The sequence below is a fragment of the Microbispora hainanensis genome, assembly GCF_006874475.1.
GTDB lineage: Bacteria > Actinomycetota > Actinomycetes > Streptosporangiales > Streptosporangiaceae > Microbispora > Microbispora hainanensis.
In genome coordinates this window covers 289,202-312,966 of sequence record NZ_VIRM01000001.1, presented here as the reverse complement: position 1 = coordinate 312,966, position 23,765 = coordinate 289,202, and the positions used below count along the sequence as shown (strand labels likewise).

At 69.7% G+C, this 23,765-nt stretch carries 22 protein-coding genes and 4 pseudogenes; 6 read left to right on the top strand and 20 right to left on the bottom strand.

The window, feature by feature from the left end; genetic code table 11:
• Nucleotides 1-193, top strand: a pseudogene (locus FLX08_RS01520) (hypothetical protein); the annotation flags it as partial.
• A 49-nt stretch (nucleotides 194-242) separates the two neighbouring features.
• Here FLX08_RS01520 and FLX08_RS01515 read toward each other — a convergent pair.
• Nucleotides 243-341, bottom strand: a pseudogene (locus tag FLX08_RS01515) (peptide-methionine (S)-S-oxide reductase MsrA); the annotation flags it as partial.
• A gap of 84 nt (nucleotides 342-425) precedes the next feature.
• Between FLX08_RS01515 and FLX08_RS40325 the strand changes: the two are divergent.
• Entirely contained in the window at nucleotides 426-605 is a 180-nt protein-coding gene (locus tag FLX08_RS40325; protein ID WP_167530235.1) for a hypothetical protein, read from the top strand.
• A 613-nt stretch (nucleotides 606-1,218) separates the two neighbouring features.
• Here the strand turns inward: FLX08_RS40325 and FLX08_RS01500 are convergent.
• Nucleotides 1,219-2,292 carry a TRM11 family SAM-dependent methyltransferase gene (locus FLX08_RS01500; protein WP_142616296.1) on the bottom strand — a complete coding sequence of 358 codons (1,074 nt, stop codon included), beginning with the start codon at nucleotides 2,290-2,292 and terminating at the stop codon, nucleotides 1,219-1,221.
• Between the two features lie 371 nt (nucleotides 2,293-2,663).
• Here FLX08_RS01500 and FLX08_RS01495 point away from each other — a divergent pair, with 371 nt between their 5' ends.
• On the top strand, nucleotides 2,664-2,879 hold the full coding sequence (locus tag FLX08_RS01495; RefSeq protein ID WP_142616294.1) for a hypothetical protein: 216 nt from the start codon (nucleotides 2,664-2,666) through the stop codon (nucleotides 2,877-2,879).
• Here FLX08_RS01495 and FLX08_RS41830 read toward each other — a convergent pair.
• From FLX08_RS41830 to msrA, 4 genes and pseudogenes are all read right to left on the bottom strand, one after another.
• Nucleotides 2,880-2,987: pseudogene (locus FLX08_RS41830) on the bottom strand (peptide-methionine (S)-S-oxide reductase MsrA); the annotation flags it as partial.
• Nucleotides 2,988-3,139: 152 nt separating this feature from the next.
• Nucleotides 3,140-3,487: pseudogene (locus FLX08_RS41825) on the bottom strand (type II toxin-antitoxin system VapC family toxin); the annotation flags it as partial.
• Nucleotides 3,484-3,690: a hypothetical protein gene (locus FLX08_RS01480; protein WP_139579074.1), complete on the bottom strand. Its 207-nt coding sequence runs from the start codon at nucleotides 3,688-3,690 to the stop codon at nucleotides 3,484-3,486. The gene FLX08_RS01480 and the pseudogene FLX08_RS41825, both read right to left, overlap by 4 nt.
• Before the next feature lie 126 nt (nucleotides 3,691-3,816).
• A complete protein-coding gene (gene msrA / locus FLX08_RS01475) occupies nucleotides 3,817-4,479 on the bottom strand; it encodes a peptide-methionine (S)-S-oxide reductase MsrA (RefSeq protein WP_142616290.1) in 663 nt (220 codons plus the stop codon).
• 135 nt (nucleotides 4,480-4,614) lie between these two features.
• Here msrA and rarD point away from each other — a divergent pair, with 135 nt between their 5' ends.
• Both rarD and FLX08_RS01465 read left to right on the top strand, forming a co-directional pair.
• Nucleotides 4,615-5,520 carry an EamA family transporter RarD gene (gene rarD / locus FLX08_RS01470; protein ID WP_142616288.1) on the top strand — a complete coding sequence of 302 codons (906 nt, stop codon included), beginning with the start codon at nucleotides 4,615-4,617 and terminating at the stop codon, nucleotides 5,518-5,520.
• Between the two features lie 75 nt (nucleotides 5,521-5,595).
• Entirely contained in the window at nucleotides 5,596-6,423 is an 828-nt protein-coding gene (locus FLX08_RS01465; protein WP_142616284.1) for a TIGR03621 family F420-dependent LLM class oxidoreductase, read from the top strand.
• A gap of 4 nt (nucleotides 6,424-6,427) precedes the next feature.
• Here FLX08_RS01465 and FLX08_RS01460 read toward each other — a convergent pair whose 3' ends face one another.
• Nucleotides 6,428-7,855: an NAD-dependent succinate-semialdehyde dehydrogenase gene (locus tag FLX08_RS01460; protein WP_142616283.1), complete on the bottom strand. Its 1,428-nt coding sequence runs from the start codon at nucleotides 7,853-7,855 to the stop codon at nucleotides 6,428-6,430.
• 156 nt (nucleotides 7,856-8,011) lie between these two features.
• Nucleotides 8,012-8,485, bottom strand: a complete 474-nt coding sequence (locus tag FLX08_RS01455; protein ID WP_142616281.1) for an RrF2 family transcriptional regulator — start codon at nucleotides 8,483-8,485, stop codon at nucleotides 8,012-8,014.
• Between the two features lie 78 nt (nucleotides 8,486-8,563).
• Here FLX08_RS01455 and FLX08_RS01450 point away from each other — a divergent pair, with 78 nt between their 5' ends.
• Entirely contained in the window at nucleotides 8,564-9,307 is a 744-nt protein-coding gene (locus FLX08_RS01450; RefSeq protein WP_142616279.1) for an SDR family oxidoreductase, read from the top strand.
• Nucleotides 9,308-9,327: 20 nt separating this feature from the next.
• On the opposite strand, the gene FLX08_RS01445 is transcribed toward FLX08_RS01450, so the two are convergent.
• The 12 genes from FLX08_RS01445 to nuoF form a co-directional block, all read right to left on the bottom strand.
• A complete protein-coding gene (locus FLX08_RS01445; RefSeq protein WP_244312192.1) occupies nucleotides 9,328-9,954 on the bottom strand; it encodes a GNAT family N-acetyltransferase in 627 nt (208 codons plus the stop codon).
• 58 nt (nucleotides 9,955-10,012) lie between these two features.
• The gene (locus tag FLX08_RS01440; protein ID WP_142616277.1) at nucleotides 10,013-10,993 is read right to left on the bottom strand and encodes a hypothetical protein; all 981 of its coding nucleotides are present in this window, start codon (nucleotides 10,991-10,993) and stop codon (nucleotides 10,013-10,015) included.
• Between the two features lie 26 nt (nucleotides 10,994-11,019).
• Entirely contained in the window at nucleotides 11,020-12,015 is a 996-nt protein-coding gene (locus FLX08_RS01435; RefSeq protein ID WP_142616275.1) for a polyprenyl synthetase family protein, read from the bottom strand.
• Between the two features lie 11 nt (nucleotides 12,016-12,026).
• A complete protein-coding gene (nuoN, locus tag FLX08_RS01430; protein ID WP_142616273.1) occupies nucleotides 12,027-13,580 on the bottom strand; it encodes an NADH-quinone oxidoreductase subunit NuoN in 1,554 nt (517 codons plus the stop codon).
• On the bottom strand, nucleotides 13,580-15,085 hold the full coding sequence (locus tag FLX08_RS01425; RefSeq protein ID WP_142616271.1) for an NADH-quinone oxidoreductase subunit M: 1,506 nt from the start codon (nucleotides 15,083-15,085) through the stop codon (nucleotides 13,580-13,582). The genes nuoN and FLX08_RS01425 overlap by 1 nt, the downstream gene beginning before the upstream one ends.
• Nucleotides 15,085-16,926 (bottom strand): NADH-quinone oxidoreductase subunit L, encoded by a 1,842-nt coding sequence (gene nuoL, locus FLX08_RS01420; RefSeq protein WP_142616268.1) that lies wholly within the window; start codon nucleotides 16,924-16,926, stop codon nucleotides 15,085-15,087. The genes FLX08_RS01425 and nuoL overlap by 1 nt, the downstream gene beginning before the upstream one ends.
• A 66-nt stretch (nucleotides 16,927-16,992) precedes the next feature.
• Nucleotides 16,993-17,289: an NADH-quinone oxidoreductase subunit NuoK gene (nuoK, locus tag FLX08_RS01415; protein ID WP_030506864.1), complete on the bottom strand. Its 297-nt coding sequence runs from the start codon at nucleotides 17,287-17,289 to the stop codon at nucleotides 16,993-16,995.
• Entirely contained in the window at nucleotides 17,286-18,200 is a 915-nt protein-coding gene (locus FLX08_RS01410; RefSeq protein ID WP_142616266.1) for an NADH-quinone oxidoreductase subunit J, read from the bottom strand. Before FLX08_RS01410 ends, nuoK begins: the two co-directional genes overlap by 4 nt.
• On the bottom strand, nucleotides 18,193-18,708 hold the full coding sequence (gene nuoI, locus FLX08_RS01405) for an NADH-quinone oxidoreductase subunit NuoI (protein ID WP_142563318.1): 516 nt from the start codon (nucleotides 18,706-18,708) through the stop codon (nucleotides 18,193-18,195). The genes FLX08_RS01410 and nuoI overlap by 8 nt, the downstream gene beginning before the upstream one ends.
• Nucleotides 18,695-20,056: an NADH-quinone oxidoreductase subunit NuoH gene (gene nuoH / locus FLX08_RS01400; RefSeq protein WP_142616264.1), complete on the bottom strand. Its 1,362-nt coding sequence runs from the start codon at nucleotides 20,054-20,056 to the stop codon at nucleotides 18,695-18,697. The genes nuoI and nuoH overlap by 14 nt, the downstream gene beginning before the upstream one ends.
• Nucleotides 20,053-22,449, bottom strand: a complete 2,397-nt coding sequence (locus FLX08_RS01395; RefSeq protein WP_142616262.1) for an NADH-quinone oxidoreductase subunit G — start codon at nucleotides 22,447-22,449, stop codon at nucleotides 20,053-20,055. Before FLX08_RS01395 ends, nuoH begins: the two co-directional genes overlap by 4 nt.
• Complete coding sequence (gene nuoF, locus FLX08_RS01390; protein WP_142616260.1) at nucleotides 22,446-23,732, bottom strand: NADH-quinone oxidoreductase subunit NuoF; 1,287 nt, start codon at nucleotides 23,730-23,732, stop codon at nucleotides 22,446-22,448. Before nuoF ends, FLX08_RS01395 begins: the two co-directional genes overlap by 4 nt.
• Nucleotides 23,733-23,765 lie beyond the last annotated feature (33 nt).

The window sequence follows — 23,765 nt, the reverse complement described above, 5'->3', positions numbered from 1 at the left end:
AGGCGGCCGGCCCGTCCGCCACGACGCCGACCTGTACAAGGAACGCAACACCGTCGAGCGCCTGATCAACAAGCTGAAGGCCTGGCGAGGCATCGCCACCCGCTACGACAAAACCCCTGCGAGCTACCTCGCCGGCCTCCACCTCCGCGCCGCGATGATCTGGATTAAAGACCTCACCCAGGCCACCCCTTGATCACAACCAAATACACGCCCTAGGGCCAGGATCAATCAGTTACCGCAGGTCAGGCCTCACCGGTGGTCAGGCCGATCGGACAGGCGACTCCCGTGCCGCCGATGCCGCAGTAGCCGTTCCGCACCTTAAAAAGGTATTGCTGGTGGTAGCGATTCATCTCAGGCAATAAGTCCCTCACCACCTCTGTGACATCTCACTGGCTGCGAGCAGGTCGGCCCCTACACTTCGCAGCATGGACTTGGACAACGAAGGCTGGGCCTACATCGAGGAGCCCCTCGACGCGCCTGCGCTTCCTCGGCATCTCGCCGCGCTGGTCGGCGCGCTACAAGGGCCGGCAGACCTCGGCGTCCACCATGACCGGTACCTCACCTATCGTCACCACGAGGAGTCCGACGGAGCGATCACCGCGTGATCCTCTGCGACACGGGCTCTCGTCGCGGCATTCAACAGGGCCGACAAGGACCACGCTCGCTGCGTCCGTTTTCTCGCGTAAAACTGGACCAGACTCGTCGTACCGTCGCTCGCGGTGACAGAGATCTGTCACCTGCTCTCCGATCCGGTGCTCGTCACCTTCCCAAGGGGCAACGACTCACCATCCTGCCGGGCGACTGATCAGCTCTCGCCGGTGGTCAGGCCGACGCGGCAGCTCACACCGGTGCCGCCCACACCGCAGAACCTTCGAGCGCAGCGCGTCAGCTTGATCATGCGTCCGTGTCTTTCGGATAGCGAGGCGAAACCTAGATCACCCACACAGTGCGCATCCCGTCGTCGACGGCGTACCGGACGCGGCCTCCGCTTGTGACCTCAGGCATCGCGAGCCAAGGTCCTGGGAGTATCCGCCCTCCTACCTCATCTCCGAGGTCCAGATGAAAAGCGAGTTCGGCGTCGCCCGCGTGACCATACGCACGGTGACCGCCAAACTCCGTGAGGACGGCCTCATCGTCACCACCCCGGGCATGGGTGGGCCCGCCGCCCGCCCCTCCGCCGGGAGTAGACAAGCATCCACTCCCGGCGGAAAGCCCCGCTCACCCCAGCCGGGGCGCCGTCCACCGGACGAGGAACGACTCCGCCCCGGCGACCCGTACGCGTTGCAGGTGCACGGGCGTGAGGCCCTGACTGATGCCGAGCGGCAGCTCGCCGACGCCGGGAAGCAGGACCACTGCGGTCCCGCCGGGCGCGAGCACCCGGCGCAGCTCCGCCCACCAGCGTCCGGCGGACGCCGCCAGCAGACCGCCCGGGGCGACCTGTCCGCCCCAGGGCGGGTTGGCCAGCACGCGGTCGGCGACGCCGTCCGGCACCGGCAGGCGGCCGGCGTCGGCCAAGGTGACGGCGACGGGCAGCCCCGCGGCGTTCTCCCGCGCGGCCGCCACCGCCTGCCAGGCCAGGTCGAACCCGTGGGCGCGGATGCCCGGCCGCTGCCGCACAGCTTCGATCAGCAGCGTCCCAGCGCCGCAGCAGGGATCCAGGACCGTGTCGCCGGGTTCAATGCCTGCCATGGCCACCATGGCGGCGGCGAGCGGGGGGTGCAGGGTCCCCGGGACGGACCGCCGCTTGTACGCCCGCCGATGCAGGGGGCGCTCGGCGATCCGCAGCAGCAGCGTGGCCCGCTCACCGTCGAGGGTGACACGCCAGCCGCTGTGACCCGGGGGCGGCGCGCCGCCGCGCCGTGAGTGGTAACCGACCCCCAGGCGGGCAGCCAGGGCGTGCCCGACCGCGTCCTCCACGTCGTACCTCGTGAAGTTGCGCCTGCCGAGGAACGACGCTGACACCTCAACGCCGGTGATCGCGCCCAGGCCGCCGTAGTGGCGGCGCAGCCGTGCCAGGACGGCGAGGTCGGCGACCCCCGCGAGGCCCGCGAGCGCGGCGGCTCCCTTCCGCGACACGCCGACGTCGGAACCCTGCGCGGCCAGCAGGAACACGTCGTCCGCCGTGCGCAGGTCCCCTATGAGGCCGGGCGGCGCGGGCGACCGCGCCACCCGGAAGTGCACCTCGCGATGCCCGATGTGAGTAATGACGCCGAGCCCGCGCCGCAGTACCTCTGCGGCGACCGTCGGCTCAAGCCCGTGGACGCACCGCGCCACCAGGCTCGCCGCCGTCATGGGACGGCGAGAGCGCTGGGACGCGGAGCGGTGAGAGCGACAGCGCGTACGCGCATCGTGACCGTTCTTCTTCCGCGTCGGCCCGGGACGGCACACCGCCGTCCCGCCTCGTCGGCGACGGGCAGGTCCTCGCTTCGCCGACGGCGGCTAGCGGAGGTGGAAGAAGAACGTGAACGTCACGGCCGCAATCCTAGGGGCCGCGAGAGCGTCCGATCAACGTCCCGTCCCGGCCAGCGGTTGACCGCGGTGCACGCTTCGGCGAGCGACCTGTCGCCCAGTTCCCGGGCGGCTGCTCCCGGTGTCGAGGTCGACTCGCATCGCCGCACTCCGGCCCGCCGTCCTCGCACGCCATCGCCGACGACGAACTTCGCGTGATCGAGGTGACTCCTCACGACTACCGGCGGATGTCCGAACTGCTCTCGGCCTACGCTTCGCTCCGGCTTCAGGCCGTCGACGCCTGCTTGATAGCCCTGGCCGAATGCTTCGACCTTCGCGAAGTCGCCACGCTGGATCAGCGGGACTATCTCGTCGTTGCCCCTCGTCACCTTCCCAAGGGGCAACGACTCACCATCCTGCCGGGCGACTGATCAGCTCTCGCCGGTGGTCAGGCCGACGGGGCAGCTCACGCCCGTGCCGCCGATGCCGCAGTAGCCGTTCGGCACCTTAAAAAGGTATTGCTGGTGGTAGTGCTCCGCTTCAGGCAACAAATCGCAAGCTCGCGCCAGTGCCGCTTCGGCCGCGGAATCACACCGCTCAGGGCCGCAGGACGGGACAGCGCTCGGAGCCGCTCCGGCAGCAGCATGAGTGCACCGGTGTGCTGGGGACGGACAACGGTGAAGTGGCGGCGGTCGAGCGTTGCCACTTCCGTGACACCGAGTCGCTCAGCGATCGCGATCACAGAGGCATCAACCGCCCCGAGTGGGAGACTCGCGTACGTCTCCACCAGGTCGCCCATACGCTGCAGATCACGTTCTGTGAGATCCACCAAGGTCAGACCTGCTCCGAAAGAGCGTAGAAACGCCGCGTCCGCTTTGCTGCCCTGCCGTTTCTCGACGAGCTGGCATACCTCGGTAGCCACGGTCGCGGGGACGAGCAAGGGCCCCGGATGAGTCCGCAGAAGTCGGGCACAGGCCTGATGATGGCGGTCCCGGACGTTCACGGCCGCAACCAACGGACCCGAGTCGATGATGATCACAAAGAGTGATTGTCCTCCGCGCGGAGAATCTCCTCCGAGCGTTCCGCGAAATCCGGCTCGGCTTCGAGCATGCCGATGAACGGCAGGTCGCGCACCACAGGCGGCTCTTCGAGCTGATCGCGGACGAGCCTGAGCAGAGGAGCCACCTTCTCCTCTGGCAGCCGATCAACCAGGTGGTGGAGTTCCTCGCGCATCACGCTCATGTATCGAGTGTAATCAGCGGAACCGCCCCGGACAGCCGCGTGGCGCGGCAACTGATCGCAACCCGCTGAGAGCGACTGTGCCGGCCCGGGGCAGCTCGGGCTCCGGGCCAGCTGTGTTCCAAAAGGTCACACCTCGCCGGTGGTCAAGCCGACGGGGCAGGTCACGCCGGTGCCGCCGATGCCGCAGTAGCCGTTCGGCACCTTAAAGAGATATTGCTGGTGATAATCCTCGGCGAAGTAGAACTCGCCGGCGGGGGCGATCTCGGTGGTGATCTCGCCGTACCCGGCCTTGGTGAGCACCTCCTGGTACGCGTCCCGGGACGTCACGGCCGCCTTGGCCTGCTCGGGGCCGTGGGTGTAGATGGCCGACCGATACTGCGTGCCGACGTCGTTGCCCTGGCGCATGCCCTGCGTGGGGTCGTGGGCCTCCCAGAACACCTTCAGGAGTTCCTCGTACGACACCTCCGCCGGGTCGAAGACCACCCGGACGACCTCGGCGTGCCCGGTCCGGCCCGTGCAGACCTCCTCGTACGTCGGGTTCGGCGTGTAGCCGCCCGCATAGCCCACGGCGGTCGAGACGACTCCGGGGGTCTGCCAGAACTTGCGCTCGGCGCCCCAGAAGCAGCCCAGCCCGAACTCGGCGATCTCCGTGCCCTCGGGGTACGGCGGAGCCAGCGGCGCGCCGAGGACCTGGTGGCGGGTGGCCACCGGCATGACCTCGGCCCGGCCCGGCAGCGCCTCCGCGGGGTCCACCATCGTCGTCTTGTCTGTGCCGAAGAGCCAGCCCATCTCGTACCCTTCCTTCCGTTCTGCCATCCCCAACCAGACAGCGGGCGACCTTGTTCCCCACGTAAGCGTCTCTAAATCTCACACGTAGAGACCCTTATTTGTGCTGAATCCAGGTAAGCGGCAAAGATGGGCTTCATGCCTGATACGCGCCGTGGTGTCCTGTATGGCGTCGCCGCCTACACGATGTGGGGCCTGTTCCCTCTCTACTGGCCTCTGCTCAAGCCCTCCGGCGCCGTGGAGATCCTCGCCCACCGGATGGTGTGGTCGCTGGTCGTGGTGGTCGCGGTCCTCGCCGTACGCCGCCACTGGTCGTGGATCCGCGCCATCACGCGCCGCCAGCTGATCCTCCTCGCGCTCGCGGCCGTCACGGTCTCGGTCAACTGGGGCGTCTACATCTACGCCGTCAACACCGGCCATGTGGTGGAAAGCGCACTCGGCTACTTCATCAATCCCCTGGTCAGCGTGCTGTTCGGAGTGCTGATCTTCCGGGAGCGGCTGCGCCGGTGGCAGTGGATCGCCGTCGGGCTGGGCACCGTCGCGGTCCTCATCCTGACGCTCGACTACGGGCGCCTCCCGTGGATCGCCCTCGTGCTCGCTGTCAGCTTCGGCACGTACGGCCTGATCAAGAAGGCGGCGGGGGTGGGCAGCGCGGAGAGCCTGACCATCGAGACGCTCGTGCTGCTGGTGCCGGCCCTGGGCTACCTGATCGTCCTCCAGACGAACGGCACCGGGACCTTCGGCGACCACGGTCTCGGCCACGCGCTGCTGCTGGCGCTGTCCGGTCTCATCACCGCGGTGCCGCTGATGCTCTTCACGGCCTCCGCGCTGCGGGTTCCGCTCACCGTCATCGGCCTGCTCCAGTACATCGCCCCGGTGCTGCAGTTCCTGTGCGGGGTGCTGATCGTCCACGAGACCATGCCCGTCAGCCGGTGGGCCGGGTTCGTGGTCGTCTGGCTCGCGTTGAGCGTGTTCACCTGGGACAGCGTGCGCTCCGCCCGTACGGCACGGCTGGAGCGCGCGGCCGCGCTCGAGACCGTCTGATACGCCTCCCGGAGTACGGAACCCGCCTCCGATGGGAGGACGACGGCACCGTCCTGAACGGCGAGGATCGGCGGCATGAGCAAGGAATTCCGTTTCGGGGTCGTCGCAGGCATGGCCCCCGACGCCGCCGCGTGGACGGCGACGGCCCGCCATGCCGAGGACCTCGGCTACTCGACCCTGCTCGTCCCCGACACGCTGGGGACGCTGCCGCCGCTGCTCGCGATGACCGCCGCGGCCACCGTCACGACGACGCTGCGCGTGGGCACGTTCGTCCTGGCCGCGCCCTACCGCAACCCGCCGCAGCTCGCGCACGAGCTCGCCGGGCTCGACTTCCTGTCCGGCGGACGTCTTGAGGTCGGCGTGGGGGCCGGGCGGCCCGCCGCCGAGGAGGACGCCCGGGCGCTCGGCATGCCGTACGGCACGGCGGCCGAACGCGTCGCGCTGGTCCGTACGGTGATCGGCGAAGTGCGGACTGCCTTCGCCGGCAGCAGGAACACCGTGCAGCGCCAGGGGCCGCCGATCATGATCGCGGGAGCCCGTCCCCGCATGCTGGCCCTGGCCGCGGAGGAGGCCGACATCGTGGCGCTCGCCGTACAGGCCGACACGACGGAAGAGGGCCTGCGCGGGCCCGTCGGCACGCTGCGGGAGGCGGCCGGGGCGAGGTTCGACGACATCGAGCTGAGCATGAACCTGCTCCAGATCGGCGACGAGCCGCCCCCGTGGGTGCCCGAGGGGCTCAGGACCCCGTCGGCGGAGGCCGCCGCCATCCTCCGCGGCTCGCCCCGCGAGATGGCCGACACGCTGCTGCGCCGCCGCGACGAGCTGGGCCTGTCCTACATCACCGTCAGCGGCTTCTTCGCCGACGCCCTCGCCCCCGTGGTCGAGCTCCTCGCCGGCAGCTGACGGCTCATCCCGTGGCGAAGCCGATCGGTACGGTCGTCGGGAAGGTTCGGATCAGCTTCTTGTTGACGAACTCCTCGATGCCGAGATCCGCCAGTTCTCTCCCATATCCCGAGCATTTGATACCGCCGAACGGCAGGGCGGGGTGGGAGGAGGTTGGATGGTTGATCCAGACCATTCCCGCGTCGAGCCGCTCCGCCACCCGCCGCGCCCGGTCGAGGTCCCTGCAGAAGACCGCGCCGCCGAGGCCGTACGGTGTGTCGTTCGCCAGCGCCACGGCCTCGTTCTCGTCGGCCACCTGGTAGATCACCGCCACCGGCCCGAACAGTTCCTCGCGGTACGCCCGCATGCCCGGCCTGACGTCCGTCAGGATCGTCGGCTGGACGAAGGCGCCGGGCCGGCCGATCCGGTCGCCGCCGGTCACCAGGGTCGCCCCCTGCGCCACCGTGTCGCGTACCTGGCTCACGAGGTTTGCGGCGGCCTGCTCTGAGGACAGCGGGCCCAGCGTGGTGTCCGGGTCCAGCGGGTCACCCGGGACGAGCGCCTCGAACCTGCGGCGCAGTTCCTCGACAAAGCGGCGGTAGACGTGCGGCAGGAGGATCATCCGCTTGGCGCTCACACAACTCTGCCCCATGTTGGACAGCCGGCCGACCGCCGCGGCCTCCACGGTCCGGTCGAAGTCCTCGGCGTCGAGCACGATGAACGGATCGCTCCCCCCGAGTTCGAGCACGGTCTTCTCGATGTTGCGTCCCGCCCTTTCGGCCGCGCTGGCGCCCGCACGATCACTGCCGGTGAGGGAGACCCCCTGGACCAGGGGATTGTCGATCACAGTGCCCACTCGCGCCGACGGCAGGAACAGGTTGACGTAGACGCCGGGCGGCGCGCCGGCCTCCTGGAACAGCCGCTCCAACGCGAGCGCCGACTGCGGGCAGTTGCTCGCGTGCTTGAGCAGGATCGTGTTGCCGGCGACCAGGTTCGGCGCCGCGAAGCGGGCGACCTGATAGAGCGGGTAGTTCCACGGCATGATCCCGAAGAGCGCGCCGAGCGGCCGGTTGGCCACCACGGCATTCCCTTCCTCGACGGGAAGCGGGCGGTCGGCGAGGAAAGCGGGCCCGTGCTTGGCGTAGTAGCTCAGGATGTCTGCCGACAGGTCCACCTCTCCGCGGCTCTCGCCGATGAGCTTGCCCATCTCCAGCGTCACCGTGCGGGCGAGTTCCTCCCGGCGTTCGCGCATGAGAGAGGCCGCCTGGCCGACCACGGCGGCCCGTTCTGCCGGGGCGAGTGACCTCCACTCCTGGAAGGCCTGGTGAGCCGCCGCGACGGCCCGGCCGGCCTCCTCGTCGGTCATCGCGGGAAACTCGGCGAGGACCTCGTCGTTGTACGGATTCACGCTGGCGATGGACCTGCGCGTGACGGATGGCGTGGCGGTGGTCATGACGCCCCCCTGCGCCCGCACGCCGTTCGGCACCCGACTGCACCGTGGCGGCGCCGGACCTCTTGCCACGATACTCCGCCCGGGTCGCGGCACCACCGCCCGGAACGGCCCGAACGCGCGTCCGGGTGAGACAGCACGAGGCGATTTCCCGCCGGGTCAGCGTGTGGCCGACAGGCGTGACCGGGTGCGGGCGGGCGCCCATTCGGGCAGCCCGTCGAGGATGTCGGCGAGCGTGACCGCCGCGAGGCTGGTGCGCCACGCCCGGTGCGCCTCGGCCATCTTCTCGGCGATGATGCAGACGCTCTGGCAGTCCTCGGGCGGCAGAGCCCCCCGCCCCTGCTGGCGGATCTCGCGGCACTCGTACGGCGAGGAGGCGCCGTCGACCGCCTCGACGATCTGCAGCAACGTGATGTCGGAAGCCGCCCGCGCCAGCCGGAAGCCGCCCCGCGGGCCTGTCATCGCGGCCAGCACACCGGCTTTGACGAGCGCCTGCAACTGCTTGGCCAGGTAGGGCGCCGGAACGTCGAAGTAGTCCGCGAGCTGCGCCGCCGACGCGGTCGCTCCCGGCTCCAGCTGCGCCAGCGTGGCGGCGCAGTGCAACACCCACTCGGTGCTCGCAGGCAGCTTCATGCCCTCCAGTGTATTGGAGAGATTGCGGATCTATTTTGTCCGAGATAGCATCCGGGGCGTCTAGCGAAGGAGAACACCATGCGTATCGCAGTCGCCGGGGCCACCGGGAACATCGGCAGGCTCACCGTCGCCGCCCTCGAACGGGACGGGCACGACGTCGTACGGATCAGCCGCTCACTCGGCGTGGACCTGATGACGGGCGAGGGGCTCGACAAGGCCCTCGACGGCGTCGAGGCGGTCGTGGACGCGATCAGTTCGAACGCGACCGACCGGGACGAGTCTGTAGCGTACTTCGGCACGACCACCAGGAACCTGCTGGCCGCCGAGGAGCGGGCGGGCGTCCGCCACCACGTGCTGCTCTCGATCATCGGCATCCACAAGGTGGAGGGCAACGCTCACTACTCCGGCAAGCGGGAGCAGGAGCGCCTGGTGTCCGCCGGTTCCGTGCCGTGGACGATCGTGCCGGCCGCGCAGTTCCACGACTTCGCCGAGATGGTGGCGGGATGGATGGAGCAGGACGGCGTCGCCACGATCGCGCCGCTGCTGGTCCAGCCGATCGCGCCCGCCGACGTGGCCGAGGTGCTCGCCGAGATCGCGGTGGGCGACCCGCAGGGCCGCTACACCGATGTGGCCGGCCCCGAGCCGCAGGACCTCGTCGACATGGCCCGGCGCACCCACGCGGCACGCGGCCGTACGGTCAAGCTCGTGCCGACCTGGTCGGGTCTCTTCGGCCCGGCGATGGCCGGCGACGTGCTGCTGCCCGGTGAAGGCGCCCGCATCGCGCCGACCACCTTCGACGAGTGGCTCGCGGCCCAGCACTAGCACCTATCGCCGGCCTGCGGTCAGCGAGCGGGCAGCGTCGGGTGCGGGCTCTCCGGGACGATGCCCATCATCGTGGAGGTGACGGCCCACCGTTCGTGGTCCCGCCAGGCGCCGTCGATGAACAGCATCTCCGGCGAATACCCCTCACGGCGGAAACCGTGCCGTTCGAGCAGCCTTCGGGAGGCGTGGTTGCCCGGCTGGACGTTGGCCTCCAGCCGGTGGAGCCGCAACTCCTCGAAGGCGTGACGCAGCACCAGGCCGAGACCTTCGGACATGTACCCCTGGCCGGCGGAGGGCGCGAACGCCGCGTATCCGAGGGAGCCGCATTGGAAGCGTCCCCGGATGATGCTGTTGATGTTGATGTTCCCCGCGATCTCACCGGTCTGCCGTACGCAGACCAGCAGGCCCTCGGCGGACCGGGGATCGTCGAATCGGGCCAGGTAGGCCCTGAACTCCTCGCTCGTGGTGGGCAGGGACATCCACGGATGGTGGAGGTCAATGCTTGCATGCACCAGTTCGATGAACTCGTCCTCGTCCTGCGCCGTGATCCGGCGCACGATCACGCGCGGATGGCTGCCCGGCCGGCCGAGCAGGCCGGTGCCCCCCGCCGCCTCTCGCGCGGTCTCTTCATCACTGTTGTGCAACACCAGCCACAGCGTAGGCGAACGACGCACGGGCACGGGCCTCGGCAAGGCCTGGAAGGCGTCAGCCCAGCGCCGCCTCGGCCCTGGCGTACGCGGCCTCGGCGATGCGCGGCAGCAGTACGGCGGGGTCGGTGCGCGGCGCGGGGAACTGGTTCGGAATCCGCACCTCCAGCACGTAACGCGGCGTCCGCACCACCTCGACCCAGTTCCACACGGGGGCTTTCCGGTTGCCGGTGATGCGGAAGGCGAAGGACCTGGTGCCCAGCGGCGGCACGGCGAACAGCTCCACCGCTCCGGTGCCGGCCCGGCCTCCCTTCAGCTTCCGGCACGACTCCACACCGCTGGTGTCCGCCAGGTGGTCCAGCATCTCGGCAGGCCCGGTGATGACGGACTCGCCGAACACCAGCGGATCGGCGCGCTGACGCGCCTTCAGCTGCGTCGCCGCGATCCACACGCCCCGCTGGTCGAAGTTCCGCAGCGCGGTGAGCCACGTCCCCGAGGTCCACTTCTCGCACAAGGACGGCCCGCGCAGGGGGCTGCCCATCACCCGGAGCCCGATGAACAGCGACGCGGCGCCCGTGGGGGCCGGGAGGCCGACCACCGCCCCCGGAGTCACATCCGACTCGTGCGCCGGGCCGAAGTCGGTGAGCAGCGCCGACAGCAGACGCGGGTTCGCACCTCCCGTGCCGGGGTTGGGCACCGGGATGGGCTCGCCTTCTTTCAGCACCCAGCCCATCAGGCCCGGCTCCTCCGACTGCGAAGACTGCGAAGACTCCGAAGACGCGGGGTCGGGTCCTTCCTGATCCGGCCCAGGCGAACCCGGCTTGGGCGAACCCTGCGCGGCTATGGCGTCGAACAGGGCTTGCGCCGAGTATTCCCTGGACGTGAGCGCCTGGTCCTTGTCCACGATGACGGCGCCGGCGGGCGCAGGGCTCCCCGGCGCCGGGGTGGGGGGCGTGCCCGCGCGTGGCGTGCTGCCGCAGGCCGTCACGACGGCGAGGCACAGCGTGAGGAACAGGGCGGCGCACCGGGTGATCTTCACCCGGCCAATGATCCCTTACAGGATGGTCAGCCGGTGCGCTCGACGACGTAGTCGCACAGGGCGATCAGGGCCGTACGCGCGGGGATTTCGGGCAGACCGGCGAGGGCGGCCTTGGCCCGGTCGATCCAGCGGGCGAGCTCCTCACGGGCCTGGTCCATGGCCCGGTGGGCGCGCAGCAGCGTCAGCGCCTCCTCGACGTCCTCCTCGGCCACGGGCCCCGACAGCAGGGCGCGAAGCCGGGCGTCGGCGGGGTCCTCGGAGGTCAGGGCGTACAGCACGGGGAGCGTGTGGATGCCCTCACGCAGGTCGGTGCCGGGGGTCTTGCCCGAGTCGTCCGTCGGCGCGGCCACGTCGATCAGGTCGTCGCTGAGCTGCCAGGCCACGCCGATCGCCTCGCAGGCGTCGGTCAGGCGCTCGACCACGTCGGCGGGGGCGCCGGCCAGCATGGCCCCGAAGCGGCCCGAGGTGGCGATGAGAGAGCCGGTCTTGTCGGCCAGCACGCTGATGTAGTGGGCGATCGCGTCGCGGCCCTCGGCGGGGCCGATCGTCTCGCGGATCTGCCCGCGCACCAGGCGGGAGAACGTACGCGCCTGGATCCGGATCAGCTCGGGGCCGAGGTCGGCGAGGATCTCCGACGCCTGGGCGAACAGGTAGTCGCCGGTGAGGATGGCCACGGTGTTGTCCCACCGGGCGTTGGCCGACTGGGAGCCCCGGCGCACCGGGGCCTCGTCCATCACGTCGTCGTGGTAGAGCGTGGCCAGGTGGGTCAGCTCGATGACGACGGCCCCGGGCACGACACCGGGGGCGTCCGGGTTTCCGAACTGGGCGGCCAGCAGCACGAGCATCGCCCGGAACCGCTTGCCGCCCGCCTCGATGAGGTGCCTGGACGTCTGGGTGACGAAGGCGTCCTCACTCTCGACCGACGAGCGCAGCAGCTTCTCCACCGCCGCGAGCCCGCCAGCGAGATCGTCGGCCAGCCGCTCGTCGACAAGAGGAAGGTCCACAACGGGCGGCGCGGCCATACGGAGATCTCCTAACGGACGAACAGGGATTGTGCTGCCGTGTGCGCGAGGTCCAGCACGGGCTGGGGATAGACCCCGAGAACTACCGTAGCCAATGCCGCGATGCCGACGACGGCCGCGGTCCCCCTGGAGGGCAGCACGACCGACGGGCCGTCGGCGGCCGGGTCGCTGAAGAACATCAGCACGATCACGCGCACGTAGAAGAAGGCGGCGATGGCCGAGGCCACCACACCGACGATGACCAGCGGCGTGGCGCCGTTGGCGACGGCGGCCTGGAAGACCGCGTACTTCCCGAAGAACCCGCTGGTCAGCGGGATGCCGGCGAAGGCCAGCAGGAAGAACGCGAACGTCCCGGCCAGCAGCGGCGAGCGCTTGCCGAGCCCGGCCCAGCGGGACAGGTGCCACGCCTCGCCGCCCGCGTCGCGCACCATCGTGACGACGGCGAACGCGCCCACGGTGGTGAAACCATACGCCACCAGGTAGAACAGCAGGCCGGACAGGGCCGAGGTGTTCTCCGCCGGGGTGTGGCCGGTGGCGATCACGCCGATGAGCAGGAAACCGCCGTGCGCGATGGACGAGTAGGCGAGCATCCGCTTGATGTCGGTCTGCGTGATCGCGAGGATCGCGCCGACCACCATCGTGAGAATCGCCACACCGTAGAACACCGGCCGCCAGTCCCAGTCGAGTCCACCCAGACCGACCCAGAACACTCGCAGCAGCGCGCCGAAGGCGGCCACCAGGGTGCCGGAGGCCATCAGCGCGGTGATGGGCGTGGGCGAGCCCTGGTAGACGTCCGGCTTCCACGCCTGGAACGGCGCGGCGCCGATCTTGAACAGCAGGCCGACGCCGAGCATGGCCGCGCCGATGTAGAGCAGCGTGTCCTGGCCGCCGACCGTCCCCAGCGCCTGGTTGATCTTCGCGAGGTCGACCGAGCCGGCGTAGCCGTACAGCAGGGCCGTGCCGTACAGGAAGAAGGCCGAGGAGAACGCGCCGAGCAGGAAGTACTTGACCGCGGCCTCCTGCGACAGCAGGCGGCGGCGCCGGGCCAGGCCGCACAGCAGGTAGAGCGGCAGCGACATGACCTCAAGGGCGACGAACGCCACGAGCAGGTCGTTGGCCGCCGGGAACAGCAGCATGCCGCCGACCGCGAACAGCAGCAGCGGGTAGACCTCGGTGTGCGCGGCCCGCTCGACGAGCGACTGCTCCTCCTCGGCCGAGCCGGGCACCGCCGCCGCGGAGCCGACGAAGTGCTCCTCGTCCTTGATGAGCAGCACGCTCACGAAGGCGAGGATGAGGATCGTGCCCCAGATGAACAGGGCCGGGCCGTCCACCGCCACCGCGCCCATCGCGGCGGGCTTGGTGGGCACGCCCTTGATCGCCTGCCAGACGGCCAGCGCGAACGCGCCGGCCAGCGACAGCAACGTGAGCGGCAGGTGGATCGCCGAGCGCAGGTAGCGCGGGGCGAATGCCTCCACCAGCACGCCGACGATCGCCGCGCCGAAGACGACGAGCAGAGGCGCCAGAAGGGCGTACTCGATACTCGGCGCCTGAATGGTGCCGTTCACTACTGGCCCTCCTGAGCAACGGGTACGGCCGGCTTCGGGTCCGTGACGGAGACGCTCGACAGCGTGTCCTTCACGGCGGGATTGATCACGTCGAGCAGCGGCTTGGGATAGAAGCCGAACACCAGCAGCAGCGCGACGAGCGGCGCCACCACCCACTTCTCCCTGGCGTTGAGGTCGGGCAGCGACTTGACCGACTCGGCCGTCGGGCCGTTCATCGTCCGCTGGTACATCCACAGGATGTAGATCGCGGCGAGGATGACGCCGACCGTGGCGATCACGGCCGGGACGACGTACCGCTGGTAGGTGCCGGTCAGCACCATGAACTCGCTGACGAACGTGCTGAGACCGGGCAGCGAGAGGCTGGACAGACCCGCCACCAGGAACGTCCCGGCGAGGATCGGGGCCACCTTCTGCACGCCCCCGTAGTCGGCGATGAACTGCGAGCCCCTGCGGTAGATGAGGAAGCCCGCGATCAGGAACAGCGCGCCGGTCGAGAAGCCGTGGTTGACCATGTAGAGCGTCGCGCCCGAGCCCGCGCTGGTGGTCATCGCGAACACGCCCATCGCGATGAAGCCGAAGTGCGACACCGAGGTGTACGCGATGAGCCGCTTCATGTCGGTCTGCCCGATGGCCACGATCGCGCCGTACACGATGCCGATGACCGACAGCGTGATGACCAGCGGCGTGAAGAACTTCGCGGCGTCCGGGAAGAGCTCAAGGCAGAAGCGCAGCATGCCGTACGTGCCGACCTTGTCCAGCACGCCGACGAGCAGAACGGCCGCGCCGGCCGGGGCCTGGGCGGCGGCGTCCGGCAGCCACGTGTGGAACGGCCACAGCGGCGCCTTGATCGCGAAGGCGATGAAGAAGCCGAGGAACAGCCACTTCTGCGTCGTCACGTCCTGGATGGTCCCGACCAGGTCGGAGAACATGAACGTGCCCTTGCCGGCGATCGTGTAGAGCGCGATCACCGCCACGAGCATCAGGAGCCCGCCGAACAGCGAGTACAGCAGGAACTTCACGGCCGCGTACGACCGCTGCGCCCCGCCGTACGACCCGATCATGAAGTACATCGGGATCAGCATGGCTTCGAAGAAGACGTAGAAGAGGAAGACGTCGGTCGCCGCGAAGACGCCGATCATCATGGCCTCGAGCACGAGCAGCAGCGAGAAGTACGTGCGGACCGAGCGCTTGCCGGCCTCGGCGTCGTGCCAGGAGGCGAGCACCACGATCGGCACGAGGATCACCGACAGCAGGATCAGCACCAGGGCGATGCCGTCCACGGCGACGCCGTAGTGGACCCCGAACTGGGGGATCCAGTCGTACGTCTCGGCGAACTGGAACTTGTCGCCGTTCGGGCTGAACTGGACCGCCATGGCGACGGTCAGCGCCAGCACGATCAGCGACACCACGAGGGTGAACTGCTTGGCGAGCTTGTCGTTGCGGACAAGGGTCACGCCCAGCGCGCCGAGTACGGACACGCCCATCAGGGTTGAAAGCCAGGGCATCACAGGTTCCCTACGACGAGCCAGGCACCGGCCAGGACGGCGGCGCCCAGGAATATCGACAGCGCGTACGAGCGGACGAACCCGGTCTGGACCCTGCGCAGGCGCCCGGACGTGCCGCCGATGCCGGCGGCCAGGCCGTTCACGAGGCCGTCGACGCCGCGGTTGTCGAAGAACACGGCCAGACGGGTCAGCCACTGGCCGGGGCGCATGAACAGCGCCTCGTTCAGGGCGTCGCCGTACAGGTCACGACGGGCGAAGGTGGTGAGGAACGAGGCGCGCGGGGCCACCGCGGGCACCTCGGCCCTGCCGTACTTGAACCAGGCGAAGGCCGCGCCGATCGCGACGAGCGCGAGCGTGGCCAGACCGGTGGGGCTGACCGGGTGGAACGACGGCATCTCCTCCGGCGCGCCGACGGCCGGCGCGAGGAAGGTCATGAACCGGTTGCCCAGCACCAGGAACGCGCCGAGCCCGATCGCGCCGATCGACAGGATGATCAGCGGCCAGGTCATGACGGCGGGCGACTCGTGCGGGTGGGCCGTGGGCTCCCAGCGCTTGGCGCCGAAGAACGTCATGAACACCAGGCGCGACATGTAGAAGCCGGTGATGCCCGCGCCGAGCACGGCCAGCCAGCCGAGGATCGCGTTGTGCTCCATCGCGGTCTCGATGATGCCGTCCTTGGTGAAGTAGCCGGACAGCAGCGGGAACCCGATGATCGCCAGGTAGCCGATGAGGAACGTCACGAACGTGACCGGCATGACCTTGCGCAGCGCGCCGTACTTGCGCATGTCGACCTCGTCGTTCATGGCGTGCATGACCGAGCCGGCGCCGAGGAACATGTCGGCCTTGAAGAAGCCGTGCGTGATCAGGTGGGCGATCGCGAAGGCGTAGCCCACCGGGCCGATGCCCGCGGCGAGCACCATGTAGCCGATCTGCGACATCGTCGAACCGGCCAGCGCCTTCTTGATGTCGTCCTTGGCGGTACCGATGATCGCACCGGCGAGCAGCGTCGCGACGCCGACGATCGTCACCACGAGCTGCGCGGTCCCGGCGCCCTCGAAGATCGGGCCGGACCGGACGATCAGGTAGACGCCGGCGGTGACCATGGTCGCCGCGTGGATGAGGGCCGAGACCGGGGTCGGGCCCTCCATCGCGTCGAGGAGCCAGGACTGCAGCGGGAGCTGCGCCGACTTGCCGCAGGCGCCGACCAGCAGCAGCAGGCCGATCGCGGTGAGCGTGCCCGACGACGCCTTCGAGGCGTTCCCGAGGACGTCGCTGAAGGCCAGCGTGTGGAACGTCGCGAAGATCGTGAAGATGCCGATCAGCAGGCCGAAGTCGCCGACGCGGTTGACGATGAACGCCTTCTTGGCCGCGGTCGCCGCCGAGGGCTTGTGCTGCCAGAACCCGATCAGCAGGTAGGACGCGAGACCGACGCCCTCCCAGCCGACGAACAGGGCGACGTAGTTGTCGGCCAGCACCAGCAGGAGCATGGCCGCGACGAACAGGTTGAGATAGGCGAAGAACCGCCGCCTGTTCGGGTCGTGCGCCATGTAGCCGATCGAGTAGATGTGGATCAGCGAGCCCACGAAGGTGATCAGCAGGCAGAACGAGATCGACAGCGGGTCGACCAGCAGGCCCACCTTGGCGAGGCCCGGGATGAAGTCGTACAGCTCGATCCCGCGGCGGCGCTCGCCCGGGGCGAAGCCGAGCAACTGCATGAACGACAGCGCCGCCACCACGAAGGACGCGACGGCCATGAGCACGCCCAGCAGGTGGCCGAACTTGTCGGTCCTCCGGCCGCCAAGCAGGAGGACCGCCGCTCCCACCAGGGGCAGAGCGATCATGAGCCAGGCTGCTCCGATCGCTCCGCCGGAGTGCTGGATGATCTCAGCGGGTTCCACGGCCACCTCTTAGTACTTCAGCAGGCTGACGTCGTCGACCGACGCGGACCTGCGGGTTCGGAAGATCGTCACGATGATGGCCAGGCCGATGACCACCTCGGCGGCGGCCACGATCATCACGAAGAACGCGATGAGCTGGCCGTCGAGGTTGCCGTTCTGCCGGGCGAAGGTGACGAACGCCAGGTTGCAGGCGTTGAGCATGAGCTCGACGCACATGAACACCACGATGGCGTTGCGCCGTACGAGCACGCCGACGCCGCCGATGGCGAACAGCAGCGCGGAGAGCACCAGGTAGTGCGTGGTCACTTGCCGTCCTCCTCGCTCAGGGACTCCGTCACGGACTCACCGCGCGGGCGGACGACCCGGCCCGCCACGACACCCTCTTCTTCCAACGGCTCGGTGTCGGGGCCGCCGTCCCTGGCCTCGTCGGCCACGGTCGGCGTGCTGTGGCCGTTCGCGTGCAGCGCGGCCTCCTCCTGCTCCAGCACCCGGGCGACCTCAGGGGACAGGATGCCCTGGGACTCCTCATAGCGGGCGATGTAGCGGTTGACCGACAGCGGCGCGACCGTCCCGTCGGGCAGCAGCGCCGGCATGTCGATGGCGTTGTGCCGGGCATAGGTGCCGGGGCCGGGCAGCGGCGCCGGGTTCTTGCCCGTCTTGCCGAAGGCGACGAAGCGCTGCCGGGACAGGTCCTTCTGGGTCGGCTTGGCCTCGGCGCGCTCGCGGTGCGCGAGCACCATCGCGCCGAGCGCCGCGGTGATCAGCAGCGCCGAGGTGACCTCGAAGGCGAACACGTGGCGCGTGAAGATCAGCTCGGCCAGGGAGGGCACGTTGCCCGCCTGCGTGGCGGCGGCCAGCCCCTTGGCGGAGCCGACGACCGCGTTGCCGATGCCGGCGGCGAGCAGGACGGCGAAGCCGAGCCCGCCCACGATGGCCCAGAAGCGCTGGCCCCTGATCGTCTCCACGAGCGAGTCGGACGAGTCCACGCCCACGAGCATGAGCACGAACAGGAACAGCATCATGACCGCGCCGGTGTAGACGATGATCTGCACCGCCGCCAGGAACGGAGCGTCCTGGACCGCGTACAGCACCGCAAGCGAGAGCATGACGACGCCGAGCATCAGGGCCGAGTAGACGGCCCTGCGGCTGAAGACGAGTCCGAGCGCGGCGATCACGGAGATGACCGCGAGCACCCAGAACGTGATGGACTCACCCATTGCTTCGACCCAACCGGTAGTAGTCCTCTTCGGTCTCGCCGAGGCGCATCGGGTGAGGCGGCTGCTCCATGCCCGGTCCGAGCGGCGCGAGGAGCATCTCCTTGGTGTAGATCAACGACTCGCGGCTGGAGTCGGCGAGCTCGTACTCGTTGGTCATCGTGAGCGCCCGGGTGGGGCACGCCTCGATGCACAACCCGCAGAGGATGCAGCGCAGGTAGTTGATCTGGTAGACGCGGCCGTACCTCTCACCCGGCGAGAAACGCTCCTCGTCGGTGTTGTCGCCGCCCTCGACGTAGATGGCGTCCGCCGGGCAGGCCCAGGCGCACAGCTCACAGCCGACGCACTTCTCCAGTCCGTCGGGCCACCGGTTCAGCTGGTGCCGTCCGTGGAAGCGCGGCGCGGTGGGCCGCTTCTCCTCCGGATATTGAACGGTTACCGGCTTCTTGAACATGTGGTGGAAGGTGACGCCGAATCCCTTGATCGGGTTCAGCCAATCAGTTGCTCCCACTGGTCACCTCCTTGGCGGCGTCGGAATTGAGACGCGCGGCGGGCACGACTCCGTGGTAGTGCGGGGCGTCGAGCGGCGGCACCGGGAACCCGCCCGCGACGGGCTCCTCGCGAAGCTGCTCGAACTCCTCCTCGATCGCGGCGGCCCTGGCCTCCCTGCGGCGCTGGTTGACGGTGTCGAACCGCAGCCAGATCGCGAAGGCCCCGATGATGACGACCGCGCCGATGGTCAGGATGATCGCCCGGTCGGCCTCGGGCATCCGCAGCGCCTTGAAGGTGGCGGCGAGCAGGATCCAGGCCAGGTTGACCGGGATCAGCACCTTCCACCCGAAGGCCATGAGCTGGTCGTACCGGACCCGCGGCAGCGAGGCGCGGACCCAGACGAAGAAGCCGAACGCGATGACCAGCTTGACGAAGAACCACAGCATCGGCCACCAGCCGGTGTTCGCGCCGTCCCACAGGGAGATCGGCCACGGGGCCCGCCAGCCGCCGAAGAACAGCGTGATCGCCATCGCCGAGACCGTGAAGACGTTCACATACTCGGCGAGCATGAACATCGCGAACTTCAGCGAGGAGGCGTACTCGGTGTGGAAGCCGCCGACCAGCTCGCCCTCGCCCTCGGGGAGGTCGAAGGGCACGCGGTTCGTCTCGCCCAGCATCGTGATCGCGTAGATCAGGAAGGACGGGATCAGCGAGACCACATACCAGGACGGCGCCGGGATCGACAGCCCGAGGATGTCCCAGGTGCCGCCGCTCGCCTGCTTCGCCACGATCTCCGAGGTGGACAGCGTGCCCGCCTGGAGGAACACCGCGACGAACGACAGGCCCATCGCGATCTCGTACGACACGACCTGGGCGCTGGAGCGCAGGCCGCCGAGGATCGCGTACGGCGAGCGGGAGCCCCACCCGGCGAGCACGACGCCGTAGACGCCGATCGAGGCGGTGGCGAGGACCAGCAGCACCGCGACCGGCAGGTCGGTGAGCTGCAGCGGCGTCTTGTGGCCGAACATCCACACCATCGGCCCGAACGGCACGACGGAGAAGGCCAGGAAGGCCGGGACGGCGATGATGACCGGGGCAAGGAAGTAGATCACCTTGTCGACGGTGCGGGGCATGATGTCTTCCTTGAGGCCCATCTTCAGGCCGTCGGCCACCGTCTGCAGCAGGCCGAACTTGCCTGCGCGGTTGGGGCCGTAGCGGTGCTGCATGCGCGAGATGAGCTTGCGCTCGGTCCACACGCCCATCAGCACGCCCAGCATCAGGAACACGAAGATCGCGACGGCCTTGATGATGCTGATCCACAGCGGATCGTGGCCGAAGTCGCTCAGCGTGGGTCCGGGGTTGTTCACGAGACGCTCCCGATCGTTACGACGTCTCCGGCGACCGCGCGCAGGTCGCGCGTGACCGACAGGCCGGCGGAGTTGGACGGCAGCCACACGACCCGGTCGGGCAGGTCCGCGATCCGCACCGGGACGACCACGTCGTCACCGATGGTGATCTTCCCGCCGTCCACCGCGCCGATCTCCGCGGCGGTGGCCTCCGACAGCAGCGCCGCCACCGTGCGGGCGGTCCCCGCGAGGTAGGGCTCGCCGTCCTGCATGCGGCCGTCGTCGAGCAGCAGGTGCCAGGTCGCCAGCACGGCCTCGCCCGCCTGCGGCTCCCCGACCGGGCGGCCGGTGACCATCGGCGCGACCGGGCGGGTGCCCTTCCACGCGCCGAGCGCGGCCATCTCGCGGCGGGCGGCCGCGGGGTCGGGCAGGCCCAGGTGGACGTCCATCTGGTCGGCGATCGAGGCGATGGCGCGCAGGTCGCTCATCAGCCCGGGGACGGCCGTGGCCACGCCGAACGAGCGGCCCCTGCCCTCCCAGTCGACGAACGTGCCGGACTTCTCGGCCACCGCGGCGACCGGCAGGACCACGTCGGCCCGGTCGGTGACCGCGCTGGCGCGGATCTCCAGGCTGACGATGAACGGCGTGTTCTCCAGCGCCGCCAGCGCCTTGGCCGGGTCGGGCAGGTCGTAGGGGTCCACACCCGCGACGACCAGCGCGTCCAGTTCCTCGTTCAGCGCGGCCTCGATGATGCCGGCCGTGTCGCGGCCGGGCGCGTCGGGCAGCGAGGCGACGCCCCACACCCTGGCGACCTCGGCGCGGGCACTCTCGTCGTCGGCCGGGCGGCCGATCGGCAGCAGCCCCGGCAGGGCGCCCGCCTCCAGCGCGCCACGCTCGCCGGCCCGGCGCGGCACCCAGGCGAGCCTGGCGCCGGTGGCCTGCGTGAGCCGTACGAGCGCGGACAGGGCGCCGGGGGCGGTGGCGAGCCGCTCGCCGGCCAGGATGATCGCGCCCTCGGGCAGCAGGTCGCCGCCGATGAGGTCGCCGAGCGCCTCGGCCTCGCCGCCGGGCCGCGTGCGGATCAGCGTGCCCTTCATCTTGGCCAGGCCCGGCGTGGCGAACGGCGCGAGCGCGTAGACCTTCAGGCCCCGCTTGCGCGCCGCCTTGCGCAGGCGCAGGAAGACGATCGGCGACTCCTCCTCGGGCTCGAACCCGGCCAGGAGCACGGCCGGGGCCGTCTCCAGGTCGGCGTAGGAGACCTCGATGCCCTTGCCGGCCACGGCGTGGGCGAGGAACCGCGTCTCCTCCTCCGAGTGCGGGCGGGCCCGGAAGTCGATGTCGTTGGTGCCGAGGGCGATCCTGGCGAACTTGCTGTAGGCGTAGGCGTCCTCGACCGTGAGCCGCCCGCCGACCAGCACGCCGGCCTTGCCCCGGGCCCGCAGCAGGCCCTCGGCGGCGACGGCCAGCGCGTCCGGCCAGGAGGTCGGGACGAGCTTGCCGCTCTCGTCGCGGACCAGCGGCGACCGCAGGCGGTCGGGCGCGGTGGCGTAGGTGAAGGCCCAGCGGCCCTTGTCGCAGTTCCACTCCTCGTTGACCTGCGGGTCGTCCCCCGCCAGGCGGCGGGTGACCTTGCCGCGGCGGTGGTCGGTGCGCAGCGAGCAGCCCGACGCGCAGTGCTCGCACGCGCTCGGCGTGGAGACCAGGTCGAACGGGCGGGAGCGGAACCGGTAGGCCGCGCCGGTCAGCGCGCCCACCGGGCAGATCTGGATGGTGTTGCCCGAGAAGTAGGACTGGAACGGCTCGCCGTCGGCGACGCCCACCTGCTCCTTGGCCCCGCGCTCGAAGAAGTCGATGAGCGGGTCACCGGCGATCTGCTCGGAGAAGCGGATGCAGCGCGCGCACTGGATGCAGCGCTCGCGGTCGAGCAGCACCTCGGTCGACAGCGGGACCGGCTTCTCGAACGTGCGCTTCTGCTCGACGAACCGGCTCTCGCCCTGGCCGTTCGACATGGCCTGGTTCTGCAGGGGGCACTCGCCGCCCTTGTCGCAGACCGGGCAGTCGAGCGGGTGGTTCAGCAGCAGCATCTCCATCACGCCGCGCTGGGCCTTCTCGGCCACCGGAGAGGTGAGCTGCGTCTTGACCACCATGCCCTCGGCGACCTCGATCGCACAGGACGGCTGGGGCTTGGGGAAGCCGCGGCCGTTGCCCGCGTCGGGGATGTCGACCAGGCACTGGCGGCAGTTGGCCGCCGGCGAGAGCAGCGGATGGTCGCAGAACCGGGGGATCTGGATCCCCAGCAGCTCCGCGGCCCGGATGATCAGCGTGCCCTTCGGCACGCTGATCTGGAAGCCGTCGATGGTCAGGGTGACCATGTCCACGACCGGCTGCTCCGGCTGCGTCGTCTGAACTGTCACTTGGACCCCCACACCGTGGAAGCGGCGGGATCGAACGGGCAGCCGCCGATCTCGAAGTGCTTGAGGTATTCGTCGCGGAACTGCTTCACCGACGAGTGGATCGGGCTCGTCGCGCCGTCGCCGAGGGCGCAGAACGAACGGCCGAGGATGTTGTCGGCGATGTCGGTGATCGTGGTCAGGTCCTCCTCGGAGCCCTGGCCCTTCTCCAGCCGCTTGAGCACCTGCTTGAGCCAGTAGGTGCCCTCACGGCACGGCGTGCACTTGCCGCAGGACTCGTGCGCGTAGAACTCGGTCCAGCGCAGGACGGCCCGGACCACGCAGGTCGTCTCGTCGAAGATCTGCAGGGCGCGGGTGCCCAGCATCGAGCCCTTGGCCCCGACCGACTCGAAGTCGAGCGGCACGTCGAGGTGCTCGGCCGTGAAGATCGGCGTCGAGGAGCCTCCCGGCGTCCAGAACTTCAGCTCGTGACCCTCGCGGATGCCGCCCGCCATGTCGAGCAGCTCGCGCAGCGTGATGCCCAGCGGGGCCTCGTACTGGCCCGGCCGGGTCACGTGGCCCGACAGCGAGAAGATGCCGAAGCCCTTGGACTTCTCGGTGCCCATCCCGGCGAACCAGTCGGCGCCGTTGGCGATGATGCTCGGCACGCTCGCGATCGACTCGACGTTGTTGACCACGGTCGGCGAGGCGTACAGACCGGCGACCGCCGGGAACGGCGGCTTCAGCCGGGGCTGGCCGCGGTAGCCCTCCAGCGAGTCGAGCAGCGCGGTCTCCTCGCCGCAGATGTACGCCCCGGCGCCGCTGTGCACGACGAGTTCGAGGTCGTAGCCCGAGCCGAAGATGTCGGCCCCGAGATAGCCCTTCTCGTACGCCTCCCGGACCGCGGCCTGCACCCGGCGGATGACGTGGAGCACCTCGCCGCGGATGTAGATGAACGCGTAGTTGGCCCGGATGGCGTAGGACGCGATGATCACGCCCTCGACCAGCGAGTGCGGGTTGGCCATCATGAGCGGGATGTCCTTGCAGGTCCCCGGCTCGGACTCGTCGGCGTTGACCACGAGGTAGTGCGGCTTGCCGTCGCCCTGCGGGATGAAGCCCCACTTCATGCCGGTCGGGAAGCCCGCGCCGCCACGGCCGCGCAGGCCGGAGTCCTTCACCGTCTGGATGACGGCGTCGGGGTCCATGCCCAGGGCCTTCCTGGCGGCCGCGTACTCGCCGTACCCGTCGAGGGTGAACGAGTTCGCCTGGTCCCAGTTCCGGGTCAGGACCGGCGTCAGCGTTGTCATCGGTCGCTCACCGCTCCTCGTTCGCTGCGCGGG